Raw genomic sequence first — 21,111 nt, 5'->3', positions numbered from 1 at the left:
TATTTATTGGGACACCTTTTGCATAAATATGTAATGCGGGACAAGCGGGCGGGTGAAAATAGCGCGCGTCCCTGAACCCAGATTGGATAGAGGAGTTGAACTTTATGCGAGTTGTTGTGCTAGGAACCGGAATGATTGGCAACTTAGTCGTATGCGAGATTGCCAAAAGTGAGGCAGTTGCCGAGGTACTGGCGGTAGATGGTTTACAAAAGAATTTGGATCAGTGTGTATCGCAGGCGAATAATGTGAAAGTAAAAGGCAAACTGGCACAATTAAACGAGGTTGAAGGCCTGACAGACGTGATGCGGGAAGCTGATATTGCGATCGCCTGCTTGCCCCATTCCCTCAGTTTTCTGGCTGTGCAAGCGGCGATATCAGCAAAGTGCCACCTCGTGGACTTAGTCGGCTCTCAATATGTAGAAAAAGAAAGGTTAAACGGTGCCGCACAAGACAGTAACGTCTTGATCGTACCGGGGTGCGGTGTCGCGCCTGGAATTGTAAACGCTTTAGCGGCGCGTGGAGCTGAATTGTTGGACGAAGCGGATGAAGTGACAATGATTTGCGGCGGGTTACCCCGTCATCCCAAACCCCCATTATGGTACCAAGTCGTTTTTCGCTTGGAGAGCGTGATGAAACTGTACACAAGGCCAGCTTTGGCAGCTGAAAATGGTAAAATCATTGAATTTCCCCCACTCTCGGGATTGGAAGATATTCATTTTCCGGAACCAGTGGGCGCGTGCGAGGCTGTTATTACTGATGCCCATAGTGTCCCCCATACTTTAAAAAATAAAGTCAAAAAAATATATGAAAAAACAGTGCGTTACAAGGGTCACTGGACCAAAATGGGGGTTTTGGCCGAGTTGGGATTTTTGGATGAAAAAACACTCAACATAGACGGCATTATGATCAGTCCGCAACAGGTGACGACCGCATTGTTGGAGCCCAAACTGAAAAGCGGCTCCATTGAAGATACAACCGTATTAAGGGTCATTGCAAAAGGAAAACGAGATGGGGAAACAGCAACATTTACATGGGAGATGGTCGACCTGTACGACCGGGAACGTAACATTACTTCGATGGCGAAAACGACAGCTTTTCCAGCAGTAGTAGTGGCAGATTGGATGGCGAGAGGCAAGATTGCTGATCAGGGCGTTCTCCCGATTGAACAATTAATAACTGGAGAGAAATTTCATGGTTTCATGACAGAGTTGAAGAAGAGAGGGATTACGATTTCGTTTAACAAAAACTGATCACAAGCAGTTGCCCATATTATACTTGGAGGAGAAGAATATGGAAGCGGCCGAACACTTAGGCATTGTTTCGATCATTCCGGCAACGGTTGCCATTGCTTTGGCTTTTATAACCCGAAATACAGTTTTTTCTTTGGCTGTGGCCTGCTTTGTCGGTGTCTTATTTGCGGGACAAGGGTTAATGGGCTTTCCTAACTTATTAAAAGATTCTTTAGGAACGACGAGTTTTTCGTGGATATTTTTACTGGAATTGTTTATTGGTATTTTAATTGCCTTCTTTCAGCGCACCGGGGCCATTCAAAACTTTACAAAGATAATTGATAGGAGAAATTTAACCCGTGTCAAAACACAAGTCCTCTCATGGTTATTAGGTATGTTTGTTTTTTTTAGCGATTATTTCAGTCCGCTATTTGTCGGATCAACGATGCGAAATGTATCAGACAAGGCAAAAATTTCGAGGGAAAAACTAGCGTACATCGCAGATTCGACATCTGCTCCCGTCAGTGTCATGATCCCGATTTCGGGTTGGGCAGTTTATATTTCCGGGCTGCTGATCGGTTTAGGGAGTGTTAGTGATCAATCATCTGCGATAAATGTATTTGTCCAATCGATTCCATTCAATTTTTACGCCATTCTGTCCGTCCTTTTCGTTGGATTGTTGGCTCTCCGGTTCATTCCTGAATACGGTCCCATGAAGGAGGCGGAACGGCGTGCGATGGAAGAAGGAAAAGTATTGCGTGATGGGGCTGAGCCATTAATGGGGGAGGAGTTGACGAATACACCTCCTTACGAAGGGATAAAAACGAATATTTTTTTGAACTTTTTCTTTCCGGTCGCTATTGTCATTTCGATCGCTGTCGGGACCTTTATGGCTGTTCAATCTGCCAAAACGATGGAAGCGTTCTTGGCGGCCGTTGTCGTGCTCGGTATCATTATGCGAATTCAAGGCATCCCATTGCAAGAAATCATGAAAACGGCTACAGATGGAGTGAAGGGAATTATGCCCGCCGTTATTATTTTGGCGTTTGCTTATTCGCTTAATCATTTGAGTCAACAACTGGGGACTGCATCTTATATTGTTTCGATCACTGAAGGGTGGATGTCGGCCAGTTTACTGCCATTACTAACCTTTCTCATCGCGGCGGTCATTTCATTTTCGACAGGCACGTCTTGGGGAACTTTTGCGATTATGATTCCCTTATCGGTTCCGATGGCCTTTCATTTTTCAGGAGGAGAAATCAGTACTGTGGTGCTTGCCACCATTGCCGCAGTCGCGGGAGGCGGTGTCTTCGGTGACCATTGTTCGCCGCTTTCAGATACATCCATTTTAGCTTCAACGGGGGCAGCTTCAGATCATATTGATCATATTAGGACACAATTGCCATACGCTTTAACGGTTGCTTGTATCGCCGCTATTTTATATCTTGCGATTGGCCTCATCTTTATTGGTTAGGAGTGCTATTATTTACAGAATATTATGTGTTATCTTGTTTTCTATAAAAAGAATCATTTATCAGATTCCAATTCTGGCTTAAAAAGATAATAGGCAAGCAGGAGGGAGACCAAAAACCGAATACCAGATTTGCTGGATACCCCTGATCGAGGAAGAAAAAGCGGACTTGATACCCGTTATGTAAAGGTAAACGAACCGCATCTATATTGTTAGACGCAGTGTAACAATCGAAGAGGGCCTTTATTGTGCAAAAAGGTGCTGCCCGTTTCTAGGTTTCCGCGAGGATTTGGTCGTGATAATCGTTCTTCGATCAATCGGGTGTTCATCCCGAACGCATCCTAAAGACAAATTAGAATCAATTGTGGAAGCAACACCGCAGAGCCGCGACATGGCAAAGGCAGGACTCTAAAAGCGGGGAAGCGGCTCTCCGCTAGCAAGGGGGAGGACGTTCAAAACGGCTTGTCATCGGAATGTCATCCAAAAATGCCATTTCATCCAGCAGCTTAGAAATGATTCACTTTCCGTTTTGCCACAACCCATCACATTTCTATTTCCATGCTATACTGAAGTGAGAAGCTGAAAGGAGTGCTGTACCAGGTGTTGCTCGAAAAATTGAAAAAATCCAATTATACAGTTGTCCTGACAGGAGCAGGCATGTCGACGGAGAGTGGCCTTCCCGATTTCCGTTCTCAAAGCGGCGGCCTTTGGCAGAAAGAAGATCCAAGCCGGATTGCAAGTACTGATGCGCTGAACCGCAATGTGGAAAAATTTTTCGAATTTTACCGCCACCGTGTGCTAGGCTTGAAAGATTGCAAGCCTCATATTGGCCACGAAATTTTGGCCAAATGGGAAAAAGACGGAATCATCCAAAGTATCATCACACAAAATGTGGATGGATTTCATACGGAAGCGGGCAGCAAAAATGTCGCGGAACTCCACGGAACACTGCAAAAGGTTCATTGCCAATCGTGTGGAAAACAGTATAGAAATGATACTTACATTAATAAGCAATATGAATGTGAGTGCGGCGGCAAACTTCGCCCGTCTGTTGTGTTGTTTGGAGAAATGCTTCCGGAGGATGCGCTTTTTCAAGCCGCGGAAGAGAGTGAAAAGGCAGAGCTGTTTATCGTTCTCGGGTCTTCACTCAGTGTTACACCTGCCAACCAGTTTCCACTCATCGCGAAACAAAACGGAGCCTATCTTGTCATTGTGAATATGGAGCCGACCGAGCTGGACATATATGCCGACATGACCATTCATAACCGGAAAATCGGCTCGCTCTTAAAGGAATTGGATCATCAATTGAAAGAGTAGGGTATTCAAAAAATCCGCAGAGATCAGTCAATCGTTCTCTGCGGACTTTAATTGTATTTTATAAAGGTATTTCTTTTTTGCGGATGTCTACCTCAATTTCATTTTCACAGTAATGAATAAATTCGACCACATTTTCTACGAGTTGCTTATGATATTTTTCGCCATTCTCTTTAGTCGAAACGGTCGGATCCCCAACGACACCGATATTTAATGCGCCTTCGCGGTACAGGGCCACGTCACTCGGAACAAACACGGTATCCCCTTCAACAAAAGGATCATGGGATAGGAAGCGATGTTTTTCCTGAATGTTCTTGACCGCCTCTTCCAGATTGCACAGCTCCGGATGGATATAGAGCATATGGGACGTCTCCATCTCAGCCGCATGGCCGACTCCTCCAGGTTCTGACACCTTGATTTCTTTGCCAATTTCATAAGCGACATAAAAAGGGTCCAAAATTGAAATATAAGCACCTGTCTCATTCCGGAGTTTCGTCGCCGCAATTTTTAAAGGCGGCAAGTTTGCTTCACGGTGGCCATTAAAAATATGAATCTTCTCAAATCCATGGTAGATTAAGCTTTTACATACATCATAGACAAGTTCGATTAATGTTTCCGGCTTAAGCGTAATCGTTCCAGGAAATGCCATGTGATGGGGAGCCCATCCAAGCCAAAGCGGGGGACTCACGAGTATTCCCGATTGTTTTGCGGCCTCTTCAGCCACTTTGATGGCAACCATGGAATCCGTACCGAGAGGAAGATGTCTTGCATGCTGCTCAACACTGCCGATTGGCACAATGATGCTCTTCTTATGTTTTAAATATTCCTCTACATCGTGTGATTTATTTTCTTGAAGCCAGACGCTTTTCATAAAAAAACACTCCCTCTTAATCTTCCAATTCACTTTCATCTAAAAATTCCCAGCGTTTTCGAGAATAGGCAAAATACCAAATCGTAATAACGATGACCCATGAGATTCCGATCAGCAGTGGAATCGGCTCAATATAAGCCAAAATGGCCATTGCGGCAACTGTCGCAATGATCGCCAGCACGGGAATATTTTTGATATTGAGCGGATAGCGAAACGATGCCCGCAAATGGGGCTGTTTGATTCTTGTAATGATAAGCGCGATATTCATTAAAGCCATCATCAGCCAGTTGGAAAAAACAGCGGCGCCAACAGCAATCGAGATTGCTTGTCCAAGCCCGAAAGAGCTCATCAGTGTTGTAGCCAAAGCGATGACACCTGTAAAAATAATGGCATTGGCTGGTACTTTCGTTTTTTCATTCACTTTTCCAAAAATCGCCGGAATGGCTTTTTCGCGTGCCGCCGCAAATAGCATTCTGGAAGAACCGAGCAGGCACCCGACAGTCGAAGTGCCAGTTGCTGTTAACGCGGCAATCGAAATGAGCATGGCCCCTCCAACTGGAAGCACTTTTTCAACAGCCAGTGAAAGGGGAGCCGATGATTCACTTAACGCTTTAATGTCGGCGGCGGAAACGACCCCATATCCGGTGCATATATACAAAACAACGACCGTTGCCAAAGCCGAAATTTGTGCAAGAGGCAAATTCCTCCGAGGATTCTTTGCCTCTTCCCCCAGTGTAAGGACAGCCTCGACTTGCATTTGTCCAAAAGCAATCAAAGCGGTGGCAGCAAAGACTCCTGTCCATCCATTTGGTAAAAATTCAGGATACGTGAAAGGACCAGACGGATTGGAGAACATGGCGATAATTGAAATGACAAATAAAGCCGCGACTTGAATAATGGAAAAAATGGTATTCACTTTCCCAGTCGTTTTAATACCGGCCAGTAACAGCAGAGTAATTAAAACCGAAACAATTGGTGCGACGAATTGGGGTGAAAGCGAAGGGAATAAATATTGAAAATAGCCGGCAAACCCCATATTGACCGCACCTGCGGCAAACGCAAAAGATAAGAAATAGAGCATAGAACAGAGCAATGCCATCCATTGTGCCAAATCTTTGGAAATGGGCAAAAAAGCAAACTTTGAATAGGCATAAGATGCTCCTTCATATGGCCATAGTGAAGCCATTTCTGCATAACTCAAGCTGGAGAGCAATGCTACTACTCCCGCAATTAAAAAGGCAACGAACAATGCCGGCCCCGCCTGCGCTGCGGCCGGGCCAATGACGGTGAAAATTCCGCCGCCAATTAAAGCGCCGACACCAACGCTCCATAAATCAATAAAACCGAGGCCTCTAGACAGCTTTGCGCCTTGGGCCCCGTCCGCGTGTACTTTTTGAACAGACATTTTTAACCCCCATATTCCGCATTGTGAAATAGTAATTCCATAATACGAATTTAGTTATATTTTAACACGGCGTGAATTATAATCAATAACTGTTTTGTGTTAACGTAAAAAATCTCAGCCGAGGCCAGCTTCGCCGACATAACACTTCGATAATGAAAAAGAGCAAAAGAAGCGCTTCGTTATATTAGTGAAGCTATTACTACAGCCATTTACACCAATGATGACGGAAACATGTGAGTGCTGAACATACTGTTCTACCAGGGATTGTTTTCAAAACCTGCATTACATCCAATACGTATAAGGATGGCTTGCAGGGCTTGTATCAAAGGTCGGGATGAATCCATATTTTTTACAATTATCCTAAAAAAAGCTTGTAGAGAAAATCTCATCCTTTCTCTACAAGCTGCTTTATCATTTGGAAGTCAAATAATCTGTTATTTTTTTGGAAGCATCGTTTAAAAGCTGTAAGAAATGTTCCAAGCTTTCGGTTTCAAAATCTTGCTCCAATCCAATAACACTCAAAGCGGCCACAATATGGCCCGGAGGGTGGTAGATCGGTACGGCAATGGCTAAAGTTCCAGAGTAAAGCTCACCCTTACTGATCGAATAGCCTTGTTCTTTTATTTTCATCATTTCGTTCAGGAGCTCTTCTTTTTCATTTAAAGTTTGTTCAGTAAAGGAGGAAAGCTCTTGATTACGAATATAAGTCCGAATATCTTTTTCGCTCAGACCGGAGAGCAACACCCGTGGACAGGCAGCGGCATATAAAGGAACTTTTCGGCCCACCTGGGGATAAACACGTACGGCTTTCATAGATTCAAATTGCTCAATATAAATGGCATCCAAACCCGATTTGACGGCAAGTTGAACAGAAAGCCCGGTCTTTTGCCGCAACTGTAGCATCGGCATCTTTGCCGCTCTTTTTATTTCTAACTGGGAGGAAACATAGCGGCTTTTTTCAAGGAAACGCATCCCCAACGATATTTTCATTTCGCCTCCTTTTTGTACCTTCGATAAATATCCGAACTTTTCAAAGGAACTGACCATCCGAAAAACGGTTGATTTTGAGTAGCCCGATAATGCAACGATTTCATCTAATGTCAGAGAGGCGACTTCTTCGGAGAATAAATCCAGCAGAGCCAATGCTTTTTCCAGACTGTTAATTTTGCTTCCTGTTTCTTTCATATTCACACACCTTAGTCATCATAATTACGAATCCAGTACTTATCATACAATCTTCACAGCAAACTGCAAAGAAGTGGGTGGATACGCGAACAATCAATAGTAAAAACATATGTAGTTTGAAGCTGGAGCCATGCTGGGAAATCGAAAAAAAGTATGAGTTCGGATGAAGATTTTCAAGAGAAGGGGGAGAAGAAAGAGAAGCGGCGGCCACCGCGATGCATGGGAACCATATAGAGAAACATGATGATATCCCGGTGCAAGGCACTGTAAGGTTGGCTAGGAGCAAGGCGGGACCCGGTGCTCCCATACAACATCTATATGGAAGCACATATCAAGCCGGAAGAAAGGCGTTGTGATACCATAATCGCCTAATGGCTGTCATTCACATAATAGCAGCTACCTTTCACCTTTTTACAGCGCTTTTTTACTACCGCTGCAAATTCGGCCAATTCTTCTATACTGTTAAACTGCTGTGCTTCATTTGTGGCGACCGCTATGGACAATGAAACGAGCGATACTTCTTCCAGCACGCCTAAACGATTATCGGTGACAACATATTGTTGCAACAGATGAACGGGACTATAAAATGACGTGATCATTTTACCATATTCTTCAATTATTTTTTCAAAGCTGAATTGATAATGATAATGATTTAAAATAGCGATAAAATCATCTCCGCCGATATGCCCCAGAAAAACGCCATTTTGTACAATAATCCTTTTCAACAATTCTGCAGTCGATTTAAGGAGGTCATCTCCTCTTTTAAAACCATATGTATCGTTATATTCTTTAAAATGATCGAGATCAAAGTACAGTATGCTGAATGGTTCTTTTCCAATGATTTCTTTCAGCTTTGCCTCGATAATATGATTGCCGGGAAAACCTCTTAAAGGATTTAAATAGCTTGCAATTTCCACTTGAATTTCGACTAACTTCATGAGCAGCCTTTGAATTCTCACAATTTCTACAAACTTATGATCTTGAATGATGACGACATAATCGTAAAGTTTTTCTTCCTTGCGTGACATTGCCAATTTACTTACTTCTGTAATAGAGTCATAATAATGTGCGATGAGGGGTTTTTTGGGTCCCAATAATGGAATCGGTCTTCCCATATATAAATGATAACCGTACAGTGTGCCAATTTTTTGATAGAACTGTATTTTTGTAATCAGTCCGATCGGTATGCCTTGTTCTATGACAACAATTCCTTGCAATTGATGGTTTTCGCTAAAAATTTTATCAACCTCTTGGCTTTTTGTATCTGGGGAAATACAAGGGACTGGTTCAGCGATCTCACCGATATGTGTTGCCATACGCTCACCTTTCTCACAATATTTTCCGTTTTTGAAAAAAATCTGGGATCTTCCCCGGCATAACCTCCTTTTTAGGCTTGCCCAAAGCATATCCTTGGCCAAAATCCACTTCTTTGTAGCTCAAATAGGCAAGATCTTCCACCCTTTCAATACCTTCCGCAATCACATGTGTCATTGTCTTTTTGGCAAACTCAATGATTAACGTAACCATTTGCTGTTGCGCGTTGTTTTGATCAATATTTTGAGTCAATGATTTGTCAAGCTTGATAAATTCCGGCTTTAAATGAACGAGTGTTTTCAAGCTGTTATATCCTGCCCCCATATCATCTACGGCAATACGGAAGCCTTGTGAACGATAGTTGGAGAGAACTTGTTCAAACTGGACGAAATCAGTCACTGCACTTCTTTCTGTCAATTCCAATACAATGTTTCCCGGATCAATTCCCAAATCCTGCAAAAGACCTAGTGTTTCCCCGCTATGATAGCTGGAATCGAGTAAAACATGGGGATGTATATTAATAAAAAGCAATGTATCCTCACGGGCTTCAAGATGTTCAGACAACTCCATAAAGCGTTGCAAAGAAATATTTCTGCAAAAATAATCAAACAAGAAAACTTGATCTGTTTGTCCGACAAAATCGTAAAAACTTTCAGTGCTGGGGAACCACTTTGAAGGCGCCGGTCGGTTCAAAGCTTCATACCCTATCGTTGTACCGGATTGCAGGCAGACAATGGGCTGAAAGAAGGTGTCCAATAATTGGTTTCGCATAATCTTTTGCAGCATCATAAATCTTTTATGATACAAACTCTCTTTCTTGAGTCGATAATGTAAATACTTTAAGTAGGAAATAAAATGATCGGCCCAAGAAAGGAAAGACGATGAGTGGTTCATGTATGCACCTTCTTTGTCTATTTATACATCTATTTTAAGGGGTTCATTTTAAAATATTGTTAATGATCTATGAAGTTTTGTAAAGGTAGAAAAATTCTCTATTTTTTATAATCTTGCTGACCTGTCCTTAATTATTGACGGCCATTCGGCCAAGCGGTCCATTTTCGTCAATGATGTCCTGTATATCATACACAGAGATGGGAAACATGGGAAAGCCAAAGACATATGGGGTGATTTCATACAATTGAAAAAAGATGACGAGCGCTTTGTCCGCAATGTAAAAATCCTGGTTCGGCCCAATGCGTACTTGGCCATTGAGAAGAGGGATGTTGCGTTGCTTTATTTGTGATTGAATGATGGCCGAAAGTCTTTCAACATAATCGCTTCCCGGTTTAAATAAGTTTTGAAGAGCACAAAGCTTTCCTTTTTTTAAGTCAAATGTTAAAGATTTAATATACGTCATGCCATGGGCGGCATGGTAGTGGTAAGCATAATTGGATAATGACATGCTAAGAATGTTGCGTTGATTGTTCTTGATTTCATAAGAGCCGATCATCTCTTCTATCGGTGTCGGTATATCACCCGCTTGCTGCTGAATGAGCTGTTTTGTTTGCTGCATGATCGTTCGATTGATCATTTTTTCCAAATCGCGATTTTTCATTTCAGACACTTGGGGATAAAAAACAGATTGCTGAGGGCCAAAGTATGCTTTACTCGTTTGAATGTTTACCGGCAAGGCGTTCAGCATGGCATACACAACTCCACATCGTTTTAACGTATCATATTCAACCAATGGGCCGACGTGTATCAGGCGAGTTTTATCCTGCATCAACTGGCAGTAACGGAATGAGTGATCCATCTGCCAGTAAAAGTCCGATTGTCTTGACTAGCAATCAACGTGAATAAAAAGCCTTCGCTGATTGGAATTTCTCCTAATCCCGCTTTAATTGGCAGTAACGGGGTGAGTAGTCCATTTGCCAGTAAAAGTCCGATTGTCTTGACTAGCAAACAGCGTGAATACAAGCCTTAGCTGATTGGAATTTCTCCTAATCCCGCTTTAACTGACAGTATCGGGGTGAGTGATCCATCTGCCAGTAAAAGTCCGATTGTCTTGACTAGCAAACAGCGTGAATACAAGCCTTAGCTGATTGGAATTTCTCCTAATCCCGCTTTAACTGACAGTATCGGGGTGAGTGATCCATCTGCCAGTAAAAGTCCGATTGTCTTGACTAGCAATCAACGTGAATGAAAAGCCTTCGCTGATTGAAGTTTCAGTTTATACAGGATCAATTGGCAGTAACGAAAAGCTCGTCAAAGGATGATTCGTCCTGATAAGCAGGGTAAGAAAAAAACTTCGGCCATAGATACATCGAATCGCATTTTTTTCAAGGGGGGCGATTACAGGATGTACGAGTGCAAGCGCACGTCAGAACAAAGAAAGCTTTAACAACATCGGCATCGAACGAAGAAAAAGTGTGTGCTTTTTCAAGGACTGTGCTGCTTGATGATGCTGCGATCTTGCCATTGTTTTGCGGAAATTGAGGTTTACGACTAAGAATCTTAACCTATTCCTGTCGGCTTATTCTCACTGATTGAGAAGCTGTTATGGCTGGAATTACGACTCCCTCGGTGATGTATGTTACAATCTTATCAGCAAACTGCAAAGAAGAAGGCGTAAATCATGAACAAACATCCAGACATTCGAAAAAATGAGTATTATGACGTTTATGTGGAAGACTTGACGCATGACGGAAAAGGCGTGGCAAAAATAGACGGCTACCCGCTTTTTATTGCCGGTGTGCTCCCAGGAGAAAAAGCGAAAATACAAGCAACAAAATTAAATAAAGGATACGGGTTTGGACGGCTCGTTGAACTGCAGGAAAAGAGCGAGTTCCGGGTGGCTCCAGCTTGTCCCATTTATGAAGAATGCGGCGGCTGCCAACTTCAGCACATGAAGTATCAAGGACAGCTCCTTGCTAAAGAAAAACAAGTACGGGAGGCCATGCAACGAATTGGGAAGCTCGATAGCGTTCCTGTTCATCCCGTGTTGGGTATGGACGATCCGTGGCGGTACAGGAACAAGGCGCAAGTGCCGATTGGGGAGCGGGAAGGGGGGCTTGTCGGCGGCTTTTACAAACAGCGCACACATGACATCATTGACATGGAAGCATGCCTCATCCAGCAAGAAGAAAATGATGTTGTGCTTCAGAAAATCAAAGCGATTTGCAGCCAATTTGGACTCAGGGCGTACAACGAGAAGACGCATAAAGGAACACTCCGGCATATCATGGTGCGAAGCGGTAAGGCGACAGGAGACATCATGGTCGTCCTGATCACAAGGACATCAGACATCCCCAACCGAAAAAAACTGGTAGAAGCTATCGTTGATGCGCTTCCAGAAGTCAAATCAATCGTCCAGAACATCAATCCAAAGCGGACAAACGTTATTTTCGGCGAGCAAACAAACGTCATTTGGGGCGATGAATTCATTTACGATTACATCGGTCATATCAAATTCGCCATTTCCGCCCGCTCTTTTTACCAAGTCAACCCTGCACAGACGAAGGTATTATATGAAAAAGCACTCGAATACGCTCAACTCACAGGAAAAGAAACCGTCATCGACGCCTACTGCGGCATCGGCACCATTTCACTATTCCTGGCTCAAAAAGCCAAAAAAGTGTACGGCGTCGAAATCGTTCCCGAAGCAATAGAAGACGCCAAACGCAATGCGGAACTAAACGGTATTTCCAACGTCAAATTCGCGGTGGGGGAGGCAGAGCGCGTCATTCCAAAATGGTATGAGGAAGGAGTGCGAGCAGACACCCTCGTCGTCGACCCGCCAAGAAAAGGCTGCGACGAATCCTTGTTACGAACAATCATCGACATGAAACCCGAGAAAGTCGTCTACGTTTCCTGCAATCCGGCCACATTGGCGCGGGATCTGCGAATTCTTACAGATGGCGGATATGCAACGGTGCAAGTGCAGCCAGTGGATATGTTCCCGCATACGACACATGTGGAGTTGGTAGCATTGATGTCTAGGGTGGATGAATAAGAAGAGTTGAAGTGTTGATAGAATAAGGTTTTCCAGTGGTTTTGGAGAATGTCCAAGCTGGGGAATCTTATTTTTATTTTGCTGAAAAGGAAGAGTAGTTTTCAGTAAAGGTAGGGTTGAGTTGATAGGATGACTTTTGGGTGGGGGGAGTTGACAGAACAGATGTTTTCATTTTGAATTGATATCCAAATGTGATATTCTATTAATAGAGAATTTTATTCTAGAAAGAGTGAGTGAATTGGCATTTTCTTATAAACCATTATGGAAGTTAATATTAGAGAAAAATATTAATAAAACTCAATTGAGAGATAGAGCAAAAATAACTAATCAAACACTATCACGTCTAAGTAAAAATCAAAATGTAAGTATGGAAATATTAGGTCGTATTTGTAAAACATTAGATTGTAGATTAGAAGATATTGTTGAGTATGTAAATGAAAAAAAAGATTTATCAATGTCACTAGATACTATTTCATTATTTAGTGGAGCAGGAGGGTTAGATCTAGGTTTAATTAATTCTGGATTTAACATAGTGTTTGCTAATGATATTCTAAAACCAGCAATTGAAAATTATCGTGCTAATATCGGAGAGATAACTGAAGAAGATATCACAAAAATTAATGCTAACGATATGCCGAATGCTGATGTAGTTGTAGCTGGTTTTCCCTGTCAACCATTTTCAAGTGCAGGTAACAGATTAGGTACAAAAGATGACAGAGGAAATTTATATTTGGAAGTATTAAAGGTTATAAATGCCAAAAAGCCAAAAGTTGTTATCATGGAAAATGTTCGTGGCTTATTATCTATGAAAAATAAAGATGGCTCCAAATTAATGGATTCTATTGTTACTCTATTAGAAAACACAGAGCCTGGTTATAAAGTTAAATATAAACTTTTAAAAGCTAGCAACTATGGAGTGCCACAAAATAGATTTCGAGTTATAATTATCGGCATTAGAAGCGATATAAACATTGATTATGAATTTCCAGAACCAATTGATTATGATCCTGAAAAGTTAACTGTAGGATATGTATTAAAAGGTGTTGAAGGATTACCTAATCAAAATGAGGTGTGGGAGTTGTCTCCTCAGAGCAAGAAACTAGTCCCATTCATTCCTGAGGGAGGTTCATGGAAAGACATCCCATACGAACATTTACCTGAGAGATTAAAAAAGATTAGGGATAATATGAAAAAATATCGTTCTCCTAATTTCTATAGAAGGTTTGCTAGAAATGAGATTAATGGAACAATCACAGCTGCTAGTACCCCTGAAAATAGTGGGATTTTACATCCTTTGGAGGATAGAAGATATTCTGTCAGGGAGATTGCTAGAATTCAATCATTTCCCGATAATTACATTTTTGTCGGAGATTCAGTATCAGCTAAATATACAATTATAGGAAATGCTGTTCCACCCAAATTAGGAGAGATTATTGGTAAATCTATAGTACAGCAGCTAATTGAAGCGGGATATTAAATTTATTATATGGAGTGAGATAAATTGAATTATTATATTTCAAAAGAAAATGTTTTAAACTCAATAGATTATTTTGAAAATCTTCAAGTGGATCCTGACTCTTCATTGTTTCTTTTTCTATTGTCTAAAAGAATTGGGATTTCCCACTCGTTTCCGGTAACATACAAAAGTGGAAGTCTTTCTGAAGAGCAAAAAACTGATTACTTAAAGTCATTGTGGATGTTAGGTGGATTATTTGATTCAACTGAGAAACCTAAAAGTAAAGTGTTGATGTTCCCGAACGGTTTTAGAAAACTTGAGTTATATCAACCAGCTACAGAATTTACTAGAATTATTGGTAGAATTAAGGACACAATAGAAAAGAAAAATTTCAATATCCCTATCTATGAGGATAATAATTCAAATTTAACATTAAAACATAACTATCAAGAAATATTAGAAGAATATTATCTTAAAGGGAATAGGATATCATTATCGCATTTTACTGCATGGGTGCTTCGTTTTACAAGATTTGAATTTGAACATGAACCGAATGAAAAAGAATTTACACGTGTATTAGAAAAAGTGATTAAAAAGTTATTTAAAATAAATAAAAAGGATTTTTTATGGCTTTTTGATGATGATATATCTTTTAATAGAATTGCACCTTCTAAAACTATTATCAAAGGTTCGGAAATAAGAGATAAGTTTGAGTTTGATACTAAAAAACAACCTGAGGTTGAATCAATCAGTACTTCAGAGGAGTACCAACAAAATCTATTGACCAAAGAAGAAACGACACAATATTTAGCTTTAAGTGGTGATAATCCCTCAGATAAGGAAATACTAGATACGCTACTTTATAAAAAGCAAATTGTATTGACGGGGGTTCCTGGAGTTGGGAAATCTAGATACACCAATCTATTAAAAAATAGTGGAGAGTTTGCAGAAACAGAAATGGTTCAATTTCACGCTAACTATTCTTATGAAGATTTTATAGGATCTGAGACGTTGACGGTAAATGACCAAAATGCAACGATTGTTTCAACTCAAAAAGGCTTGTTTTTAGACTTTGTAGAAAAAGCAAAGCAGGATAAAAATAATAAATACCTATTTGTAATCGATGAATTAAATCGAGGTAATATTGCAGAAATATTTGGTGAGACAATCCTTACTTTAGATAGAGGATATTCGGTAAAACTTTCACGTCCAATTAAAGGAATTAAAGAATTAAACATTCCCGATAATTTATATATTGTAGGAACGATGAATACTAGTGATAGAAACATAGCATTTTTAGATTTAGCAATCAGAAGGCGTTTTGCTTTTATAAATTTATTACCAAATTACGACTTTTTATCAGAAAAGGTCATTCTTGAAGATTTTGACCTAGGTAACATATTAAAAATTATAAATCAAAGAATTTTAGAAACGTTAGGTGATTCCGAATTGATTTTAGGGCAATCTTATTTCATTCCAAACAAAACAGGTGATGACTTTATTTGGAACTTTGAAGAGTTTAAAAATCAATTTAATTTTGTGCTATTACCAACTTTGGTGGAATATAGTTTTAATGATATTAATGCAATAAATACTATAGTTGGTGAAAACCTTGCAGATGGTATTCAAGATATAGATGAATTTAAAATAGCTTTTCAAGCAGAGTTTCAAGTGTAGGTGAGTGAATGTTTAATAAAATTGAGACTGCTGGACAAACAATTATAAATGTATTGGATGAAGAATTTAGTTATTTTGAACAATTTGTACATAAGAACAATATAAGATGGGCGAGAGAAGAAAAGAACAACTCTATTTTAACTATAAGCCAATCCTATGTTGGGTATCTTGTAACACCTGTTCGCAAAATAAATTTGGAACCAAAGTATAATGAAATAGGATTCGAGCATATTTTTCGAATGTACTTATATGTTTATGGGTATAGGACTTCTGATAGTTCGTCTGTATTAGATATCTCAGAAGCCCAAAATGAGGTAGATGTTGCGGAGCTTTTTTTGGAAAACCTTCAAAAAAATATTCAGTTGGGTATTATACAGTCCTATCGAATATCGAATGAAAAGCTTGGAACTATTAAAGGTAATGTCCATTATCCCAGCACCTACAAGAATTATCTTTTAAACAAAAAGAAATATGTCGACACAAAGGTATCAAGACTCTCATTAAATAATGATATTAATAGACTTATTGCTACTGCTTTAATGAAACTAAAAAATGTAAAGAAATATACTTCAACTGCTACAAAACTTTTAATGTATTTTGAAAATGTATCTCCAAATGTTAAAAATGGTAGCGAATTATTAAAGAATATAAATTTTAATTCCAATACTTCAAGGTATCGAAATACATTGATTTACGCATCAATGATAATAGATCAATTAGATTATGAAGATGTGGGAAACACAATTGGAACAGAAAGTTTTATTATAAATTTCGATAGGTTATTTGAGGATTTTGTTATTAAAATATTAAAAGAAACTCCAGATAAAAGGGAGTTTTTCACATGGGAAAATTCCAAGAAATTTGCAGATATTCTAAAAAGTGATAATTGTTATGATAGTAGAGAATATCAACCGGATATCGTTTATCGTTATCTTGTAGAAGATGAAAGTTATGACTATTTACCTTCTGCTTATGGAGTTTTAGATGTTAAAAATAAAGCTTATAATGTCTTTAATAATAGCGATATTTATCAAATTGTTACATATGCAAGATTATTAAATAGTAAAAAAGTAATTCTACTGTATCCTTCTTTTTTAAACAAAAGACCGGAGACGCTCACTTTAAATTCAGATATATTTAATCCTTATGTAATAACGGCTTGTTTTATAAATATTGCTGATAAATCAGGAAAAGATTTCCTGAAATCTATTAATCTATTTGTGGATACAGTTGAAAAGACATTACTAGATATAAAGATTGATTAGTAATTATAGTGTTATGACTCTTTATGCATATCGTTTGATGCATAAAGAGTCGATGTTATCCTTAAAACATGTAGTAAGACTGCGAGGTGTGTAAGGGTTTGCTTAGCTTTAATGATAAAAATTTCATTAGTACTTTTTTTAATGATGGTGGGTATGTTTTGAATTTTAGTAATTCAGAATTTGATGATTTTACGCTGAATTCTGTTGGAATACCACTCCAAACGCAATATAAGTTATCAAAAGGAAAATCCTTTGTTGAGTTTATAAATCAAGCTGACGATGGTGAAATTATAAAATTAGTTACTGATTTAATTGAATATATAGAATATCAAAACATTGAAGATTTACTTACGGTTGAAAAGAGAAATCTTTATCCGAAATTGAAAGCGCTTATGTCAAAGTTTTCAACTAATCAAACATTTAGCAGTACATTGGTTACTGATGTCAAAGAAAAGTTTAATGATGTCTATATAGCTAGTCAACTCAGCATAATGATGTCATTAGTTGAAGAATCACCTTCGGATGTGATAGGGAAATCTAAAGAACTATTAGAGTCCTGTTTCAAACACATTTTAGATGAATTTGACGAGGAATATTCTCCATCATCCACTGTAGTACAATTAAGAAAACAAGTGTTTTTAAAATTAAATCTAGATCCGAAAGAAAATGTCTCAGCTAAAAATAATAATGATGTTAAGAAAATACTAAGTAGTTTCATTCAGGTAGTTGATGGTTTAAATTCTCTTAGAAATGATAAAGGTGATGGGCATGGTAAAGGAAAGAATTATACAGAATTACCTGTGCGATACGCTAAATTAGCAATGAACGCATCATTAACTATCGTACACTTTACCTGGGACACGTATAAAATGCATATTGGTAAATATAAATAGAAAGGGAGTCTTGCGTATGGGGCTAGAACATTCATTTACTAATTATGTGAAAGAGAAATATTATAATGAGTTGTTTGAAGCCCTTCAGGACTTCATAACAGACCAAGTAGAAAATTTAGAACTACGCCTAAATGTTGTTGAAGAAATTGATGAAGTAAACTTATCAGATATAGAAATAAAACAAATTTACATAGAAGATTTACCTGGAACAAAAATCGATTTCGATATTTTATTAGAAGCTCACATTGAGGTTAGTGATATAAATAAACGGTTAGTTGATGAACAAGAAATATGTTATCAATGGTTTCACTATGAATGTACTATTAATTTGGATACCCATTTTAAAAATTTTGTTATTAAACACATCGATATATATAACCAGAGAAAAAATCGAAAAAAAATCAAAAATGGATTATCTGAATATTTTGTACCCATTATTTACAAGGAAGATTTAGATAATGTGGCAACTAATTTTTTAAAAGAACATTATCCAGAAGCTTTAATTACTCCAATCAAAATAGATCCAGAATTATTAGCAAGACAGATGGGTTTAACTGTTCATATGACTAGAATTTCAAAAGATAATAGTATCTTTGGGCAAATTTATTTTAAGGATACTGTAAGTACATTTTACGATGAAACGCATGATAAAACAATAGAGAAAAAGGTTGAAAAAGGTAGCATTTTTGTAGACCCTAATTGTTTTTTTCTTAGAAACTTAGGTTCATATAATAATACTATTGTTCATGAATGTGTTCACTGGCATTTACATAAAAAAGCATTTATGCTTAAAAATTTGTTTGATGAAGATATAACAAAAATTAATTGTAAGGTATCAGGTGGAGTTAAAGGTAATAAAAAGGAATATATTGATTGGATGGAATGGCAGGCTAATAGCTTAGCTCCTAAGATATTGATGCCACTGAATATGTTTAAACAAGAAGCATATTCTATAATTCAGGATTTAATGAAAGAAAAAGGCACCAATGATTTGTTAGTTATAATAGAAGAGACTATCGATAAATTAGCTGAGTTTTTTGGTGTTTCTCGATTGGCTGCGAAAATCAGAATGATTGATGTGGGTTATGAGGAAGCTATTGGTGCATTTAACTTCATCGATGGTAGGTATATACCTACACATAGTTTTAAAAAAGGAACATTAGAAAGAAATCAAACTTTTTCAATTGGAGCAGTCGATGCGGGAATATTATCATTCACTGATGCTGATTTTGCAAAGCTTACATCTAGCGGTCGCTATGTTTATATAGATTCGCATTTTGTATTAAACACTCCTAAATATGTTGAAAAAGATTTATTTGGTAATTTAACATTAACAAATTATGCAAGGCACAACATGAATGAATGTTGTTTGGTTTTTACAATTACAGTACGCTCGAGTGACAGAATAGGTGCAAATTATCATAGTGAATGTGTGCTGAATCGAGATGAGAACTCCCCATTTGAATTTGATATTAGTTTTCATCAAGGCTACGAAAATTCAACACCAGAAAAACAAGAATTATTTTTGGAAAAAGTTATCATGGAGAATATGGAAATGTACGGAAAGATGAGTAATGATTTTTGTGATTGCTTAGCTAAAGTTAAAGATTGGCGCGGGTTAACCTATAAAGAAATAGCAGCAAAAATCCCTATGGATGATCGTCAAGTACGAAGGATTTTCAATGGTGAATCTAATGGTAGCTTGGAAACTTTAGTGGCGATATGTATAGCTTTATACTTACCACCTGAAATTAGTTTTCACATTATAGATCAATCCGCACATCGATTATCAACAAGAGTAACTAGTCATCAATGGTATCGATATGTTTTAATGTATTTTCAAGGGAAATCAGTAGATGAAACAAGAGATTTTTTAAAAAAATATGATGTAACTTTATGAAAAAGCGGACATGCTCATGTCCGTTTTTGTTTTGTTGATTTTATGCGGGCTAATACTACTTCATTTTTATAAATGAAGTAGTATTAGCCTATTTTTTATGCTCAAAACGGGCATAACCATGTCCGACCGCAATGCAGAATTTCATTATACACTTTAGATAGATTAAAAAAATATCAAATGCCTGATTTGCAATAAGGGCAAAGGATACATATTGAAGTACGCAATCCATACCAGGATTGTAGTGTCTCAATATTAGTACCCTTACCTTGTTGCGCACTTTTTTAAGTAAAGGTCAGGTTACTAAAGGACAAGCTCTTCATTGTTTGCATCCTTTGCCCTCCGCAAATTGGCGGAGAGGATGCCAAACAATGACAAAAAAGTACAAAACAAGCCAAAAGAACAGAGAATCTTATATTTACTATTCAGGAGGTAAAAAGATAGCAACCATCGTACCAGGAGAAAATGGTGTAACAGAGGTTGATATTGAATATTTACATTCTGAAGATGATCAGGAAGTGGACGAAGGTCGCCGCTATGATTACCGAATTGCTTGTAATTTAGAATCTTATGTAGATGAAAACGGAGATTCAAAAGCTGAACATAACAAACATTTAGCAGATTGGGATGCAGATCCGTTTAATGAAATTTTGGAAATGGAGAACTATGAAGAGAAACAAAAGTTAATCGAACAATTGCATAAAGCAATGGATCAGTTAACAGATAAACAATTTAGAACGATACAAAAGAAGTTTTACGACCAAAAAACAAATGTTGAGATTGCTGCCGAAGAGGGTGTGACCGAAGCGGCTATCAGAAATCGTTTAAATAAAATATACAGAAGATTAGAAAAACTGATAAGAAAGGGCTCTTAATTGAGCCTTTTAAATTTTATTTTAAAAAAGGGGTTCGAAAGGGCATGATTTTTCGCTTACTAGTAAGGGACGAAATAAAACCCTTAGAAAGGAGTGTTTCCAGATGAGTCTAAAACACAAGGTAATCATCAATGTTAAAGATGAAAATGGTGAGAAAACAAGAGTAGTTGAAGGTAAACGTAAAACTGTACGTAGCCGAATGCTAGATTTATTGTTTGGTAAAAAAGTAAATCTGCTTGTTATCACACCTGGTGACTCAGTAGAAACAGTGGAAATAAAAGAAACTCGGAAAGGCGGTGAGGCTTAA

The 21,111-nt window shown here is 38.4% G+C and carries 17 protein-coding genes; 11 read left to right on the top strand and 6 right to left on the bottom strand.

Features of this window, described 5'->3' with window-relative positions; all coding sequences use genetic code 11:
• Positions 1-104 precede the first annotated feature (104 nt).
• From JOC94_RS01505 to JOC94_RS01495, 3 genes are all read left to right on the top strand, one after another.
• Positions 105-1,250 (top strand): saccharopine dehydrogenase family protein, encoded by a 1,146-nt coding sequence (locus JOC94_RS01505; protein ID WP_077110059.1) that lies wholly within the window; start codon positions 105-107, stop codon positions 1,248-1,250.
• A gap of 40 nt (positions 1,251-1,290) precedes the next feature.
• Positions 1,291-2,703 carry a Na+/H+ antiporter NhaC family protein gene (locus tag JOC94_RS01500; protein ID WP_205178071.1) on the top strand — a complete coding sequence of 471 codons (1,413 nt, stop codon included), beginning with the start codon at positions 1,291-1,293 and terminating at the stop codon, positions 2,701-2,703.
• Between the two features lie 597 nt (positions 2,704-3,300).
• Complete coding sequence (locus JOC94_RS01495) at positions 3,301-4,017, top strand: NAD-dependent protein deacylase (protein ID WP_205178068.1); 717 nt, start codon at positions 3,301-3,303, stop codon at positions 4,015-4,017.
• Between the two features lie 58 nt (positions 4,018-4,075).
• On the opposite strand, the gene JOC94_RS01490 is transcribed toward JOC94_RS01495, so the two are convergent.
• The 6 genes from JOC94_RS01490 to JOC94_RS01465 all read right to left on the bottom strand — a co-directional run bounded on the left by JOC94_RS01490 (position 4,076) and on the right by JOC94_RS01465 (position 10,431).
• Positions 4,076-4,885, bottom strand: coding sequence for a creatininase family protein (locus tag JOC94_RS01490; protein WP_077110061.1), 810 nt, complete (start codon positions 4,883-4,885; stop codon positions 4,076-4,078).
• Positions 4,886-4,901: 16 nt separating this feature from the next.
• Positions 4,902-6,290, bottom strand: coding sequence for an APC family permease (locus tag JOC94_RS01485; RefSeq protein ID WP_077110062.1), 1,389 nt, complete (start codon positions 6,288-6,290; stop codon positions 4,902-4,904).
• Positions 6,291-6,701: 411 nt separating this feature from the next.
• A complete protein-coding gene (locus tag JOC94_RS01480; RefSeq protein ID WP_077110063.1) occupies positions 6,702-7,475 on the bottom strand; it encodes an IclR family transcriptional regulator in 774 nt (257 codons plus the stop codon).
• Between the two features lie 368 nt (positions 7,476-7,843).
• Entirely contained in the window at positions 7,844-8,791 is a 948-nt protein-coding gene (locus JOC94_RS01475) for a GGDEF domain-containing protein (protein WP_077110064.1), read from the bottom strand.
• A gap of 13 nt (positions 8,792-8,804) precedes the next feature.
• Positions 8,805-9,683 carry an EAL domain-containing protein gene (locus JOC94_RS01470; protein WP_077110065.1) on the bottom strand — a complete coding sequence of 293 codons (879 nt, stop codon included), beginning with the start codon at positions 9,681-9,683 and terminating at the stop codon, positions 8,805-8,807.
• A gap of 127 nt (positions 9,684-9,810) precedes the next feature.
• Positions 9,811-10,431 carry a DUF3298 and DUF4163 domain-containing protein gene (locus JOC94_RS01465; RefSeq protein ID WP_077110066.1) on the bottom strand — a complete coding sequence of 207 codons (621 nt, stop codon included), beginning with the start codon at positions 10,429-10,431 and terminating at the stop codon, positions 9,811-9,813.
• Positions 10,432-11,364: 933 nt separating this feature from the next.
• Between JOC94_RS01465 and rlmD the strand changes: the two genes are divergently transcribed.
• The 8 genes from rlmD (at position 11,365) to JOC94_RS01425 (ending at position 21,111) form a co-directional block, all read left to right on the top strand.
• Complete coding sequence (gene rlmD / locus JOC94_RS01460) at positions 11,365-12,741, top strand: 23S rRNA (uracil(1939)-C(5))-methyltransferase RlmD (protein ID WP_205178066.1); 1,377 nt, start codon at positions 11,365-11,367, stop codon at positions 12,739-12,741.
• A gap of 238 nt (positions 12,742-12,979) precedes the next feature.
• Positions 12,980-14,218, top strand: coding sequence for a DNA (cytosine-5-)-methyltransferase (dcm, locus tag JOC94_RS01455; protein ID WP_205178064.1), 1,239 nt, complete (start codon positions 12,980-12,982; stop codon positions 14,216-14,218).
• 24 nt (positions 14,219-14,242) lie between these two features.
• A complete protein-coding gene (locus JOC94_RS01450; protein ID WP_205178062.1) occupies positions 14,243-15,874 on the top strand; it encodes an McrB family protein in 1,632 nt (543 codons plus the stop codon).
• An 8-nt stretch (positions 15,875-15,882) separates the two neighbouring features.
• The gene (locus JOC94_RS01445) at positions 15,883-17,139 is read left to right on the top strand and encodes a 5-methylcytosine restriction system specificity protein McrC (RefSeq protein WP_205178060.1); all 1,257 of its coding nucleotides are present in this window, start codon (positions 15,883-15,885) and stop codon (positions 17,137-17,139) included.
• A gap of 98 nt (positions 17,140-17,237) precedes the next feature.
• Positions 17,238-18,032 (top strand): abortive infection family protein, encoded by a 795-nt coding sequence (locus JOC94_RS01440; protein WP_205178058.1) that lies wholly within the window; start codon positions 17,238-17,240, stop codon positions 18,030-18,032.
• A 16-nt stretch (positions 18,033-18,048) separates the two neighbouring features.
• Entirely contained in the window at positions 18,049-19,932 is a 1,884-nt protein-coding gene (locus JOC94_RS01435; protein ID WP_213088937.1) for a helix-turn-helix domain-containing protein, read from the top strand.
• A 368-nt stretch (positions 19,933-20,300) separates the two neighbouring features.
• A complete protein-coding gene (locus tag JOC94_RS01430) occupies positions 20,301-20,804 on the top strand; it encodes a sigma-70 family RNA polymerase sigma factor (RefSeq protein ID WP_205178056.1) in 504 nt (167 codons plus the stop codon).
• 103 nt (positions 20,805-20,907) lie between these two features.
• On the top strand, positions 20,908-21,111 hold the full coding sequence (locus JOC94_RS01425; protein ID WP_008357760.1) for a hypothetical protein: 204 nt from the start codon (positions 20,908-20,910) through the stop codon (positions 21,109-21,111).

The organism is Siminovitchia thermophila, from assembly GCF_016909185.1.
Taxonomy (GTDB): Bacteria; Bacillota; Bacilli; order Bacillales; family Bacillaceae_C; genus Siminovitchia; species Siminovitchia thermophila.
The sequence above is the reverse complement of the archived record's forward strand: the minus strand, read 5'-3'. Positions and strand labels throughout refer to the sequence as shown.

Bases quoted from the DNA above. Each gene is read 5' to 3' on its own strand.
- JOC94_RS01505 (WP_077110059.1), top strand. From the start codon at position 105: ATGCGAGTTGTTGTGCTAGGAACCGGAATGATTGGCAACTTAGTCGTA.
- rlmD (WP_205178066.1), top strand. From the start codon at position 11,365: ATGAACAAACATCCAGACATTCGAAAAAATGAGTATTATGACGTTTAT.
- JOC94_RS01435 (WP_213088937.1), top strand. From the start codon at position 18,049: ATGGGGCTAGAACATTCATTTACTAATTATGTGAAAGAGAAATATTAT.
- JOC94_RS01500 (WP_205178071.1), top strand. From the start codon at position 1,291: ATGGAAGCGGCCGAACACTTAGGCATTGTTTCGATCATTCCGGCAACG.
- JOC94_RS01430 (WP_205178056.1), top strand. From the start codon at position 20,301: ATGACAAAAAAGTACAAAACAAGCCAAAAGAACAGAGAATCTTATATT.
- JOC94_RS01470 (WP_077110065.1), bottom strand. From the start codon at position 9,683: ATGAACCACTCATCGTCTTTCCTTTCTTGGGCCGATCATTTTATTTCC.
- JOC94_RS01480 (WP_077110063.1), bottom strand. From the start codon at position 7,475: ATGAAAGAAACAGGAAGCAAAATTAACAGTCTGGAAAAAGCATTGGCT.
- JOC94_RS01465 (WP_077110066.1), bottom strand. From the start codon at position 10,431: ATGCTGAACGCCTTGCCGGTAAACATTCAAACGAGTAAAGCATACTTT.
- JOC94_RS01445 (WP_205178060.1), top strand. From the start codon at position 15,883: ATGTTTAATAAAATTGAGACTGCTGGACAAACAATTATAAATGTATTG.
- JOC94_RS01490 (WP_077110061.1), bottom strand. From the start codon at position 4,885: ATGAAAAGCGTCTGGCTTCAAGAAAATAAATCACACGATGTAGAGGAA.
- JOC94_RS01485 (WP_077110062.1), bottom strand. From the start codon at position 6,290: ATGTCTGTTCAAAAAGTACACGCGGACGGGGCCCAAGGCGCAAAGCTG.
- JOC94_RS01425 (WP_008357760.1), top strand. From the start codon at position 20,908: ATGAGTCTAAAACACAAGGTAATCATCAATGTTAAAGATGAAAATGGT.
- JOC94_RS01475 (WP_077110064.1), bottom strand. From the start codon at position 8,791: ATGGCAACACATATCGGTGAGATCGCTGAACCAGTCCCTTGTATTTCC.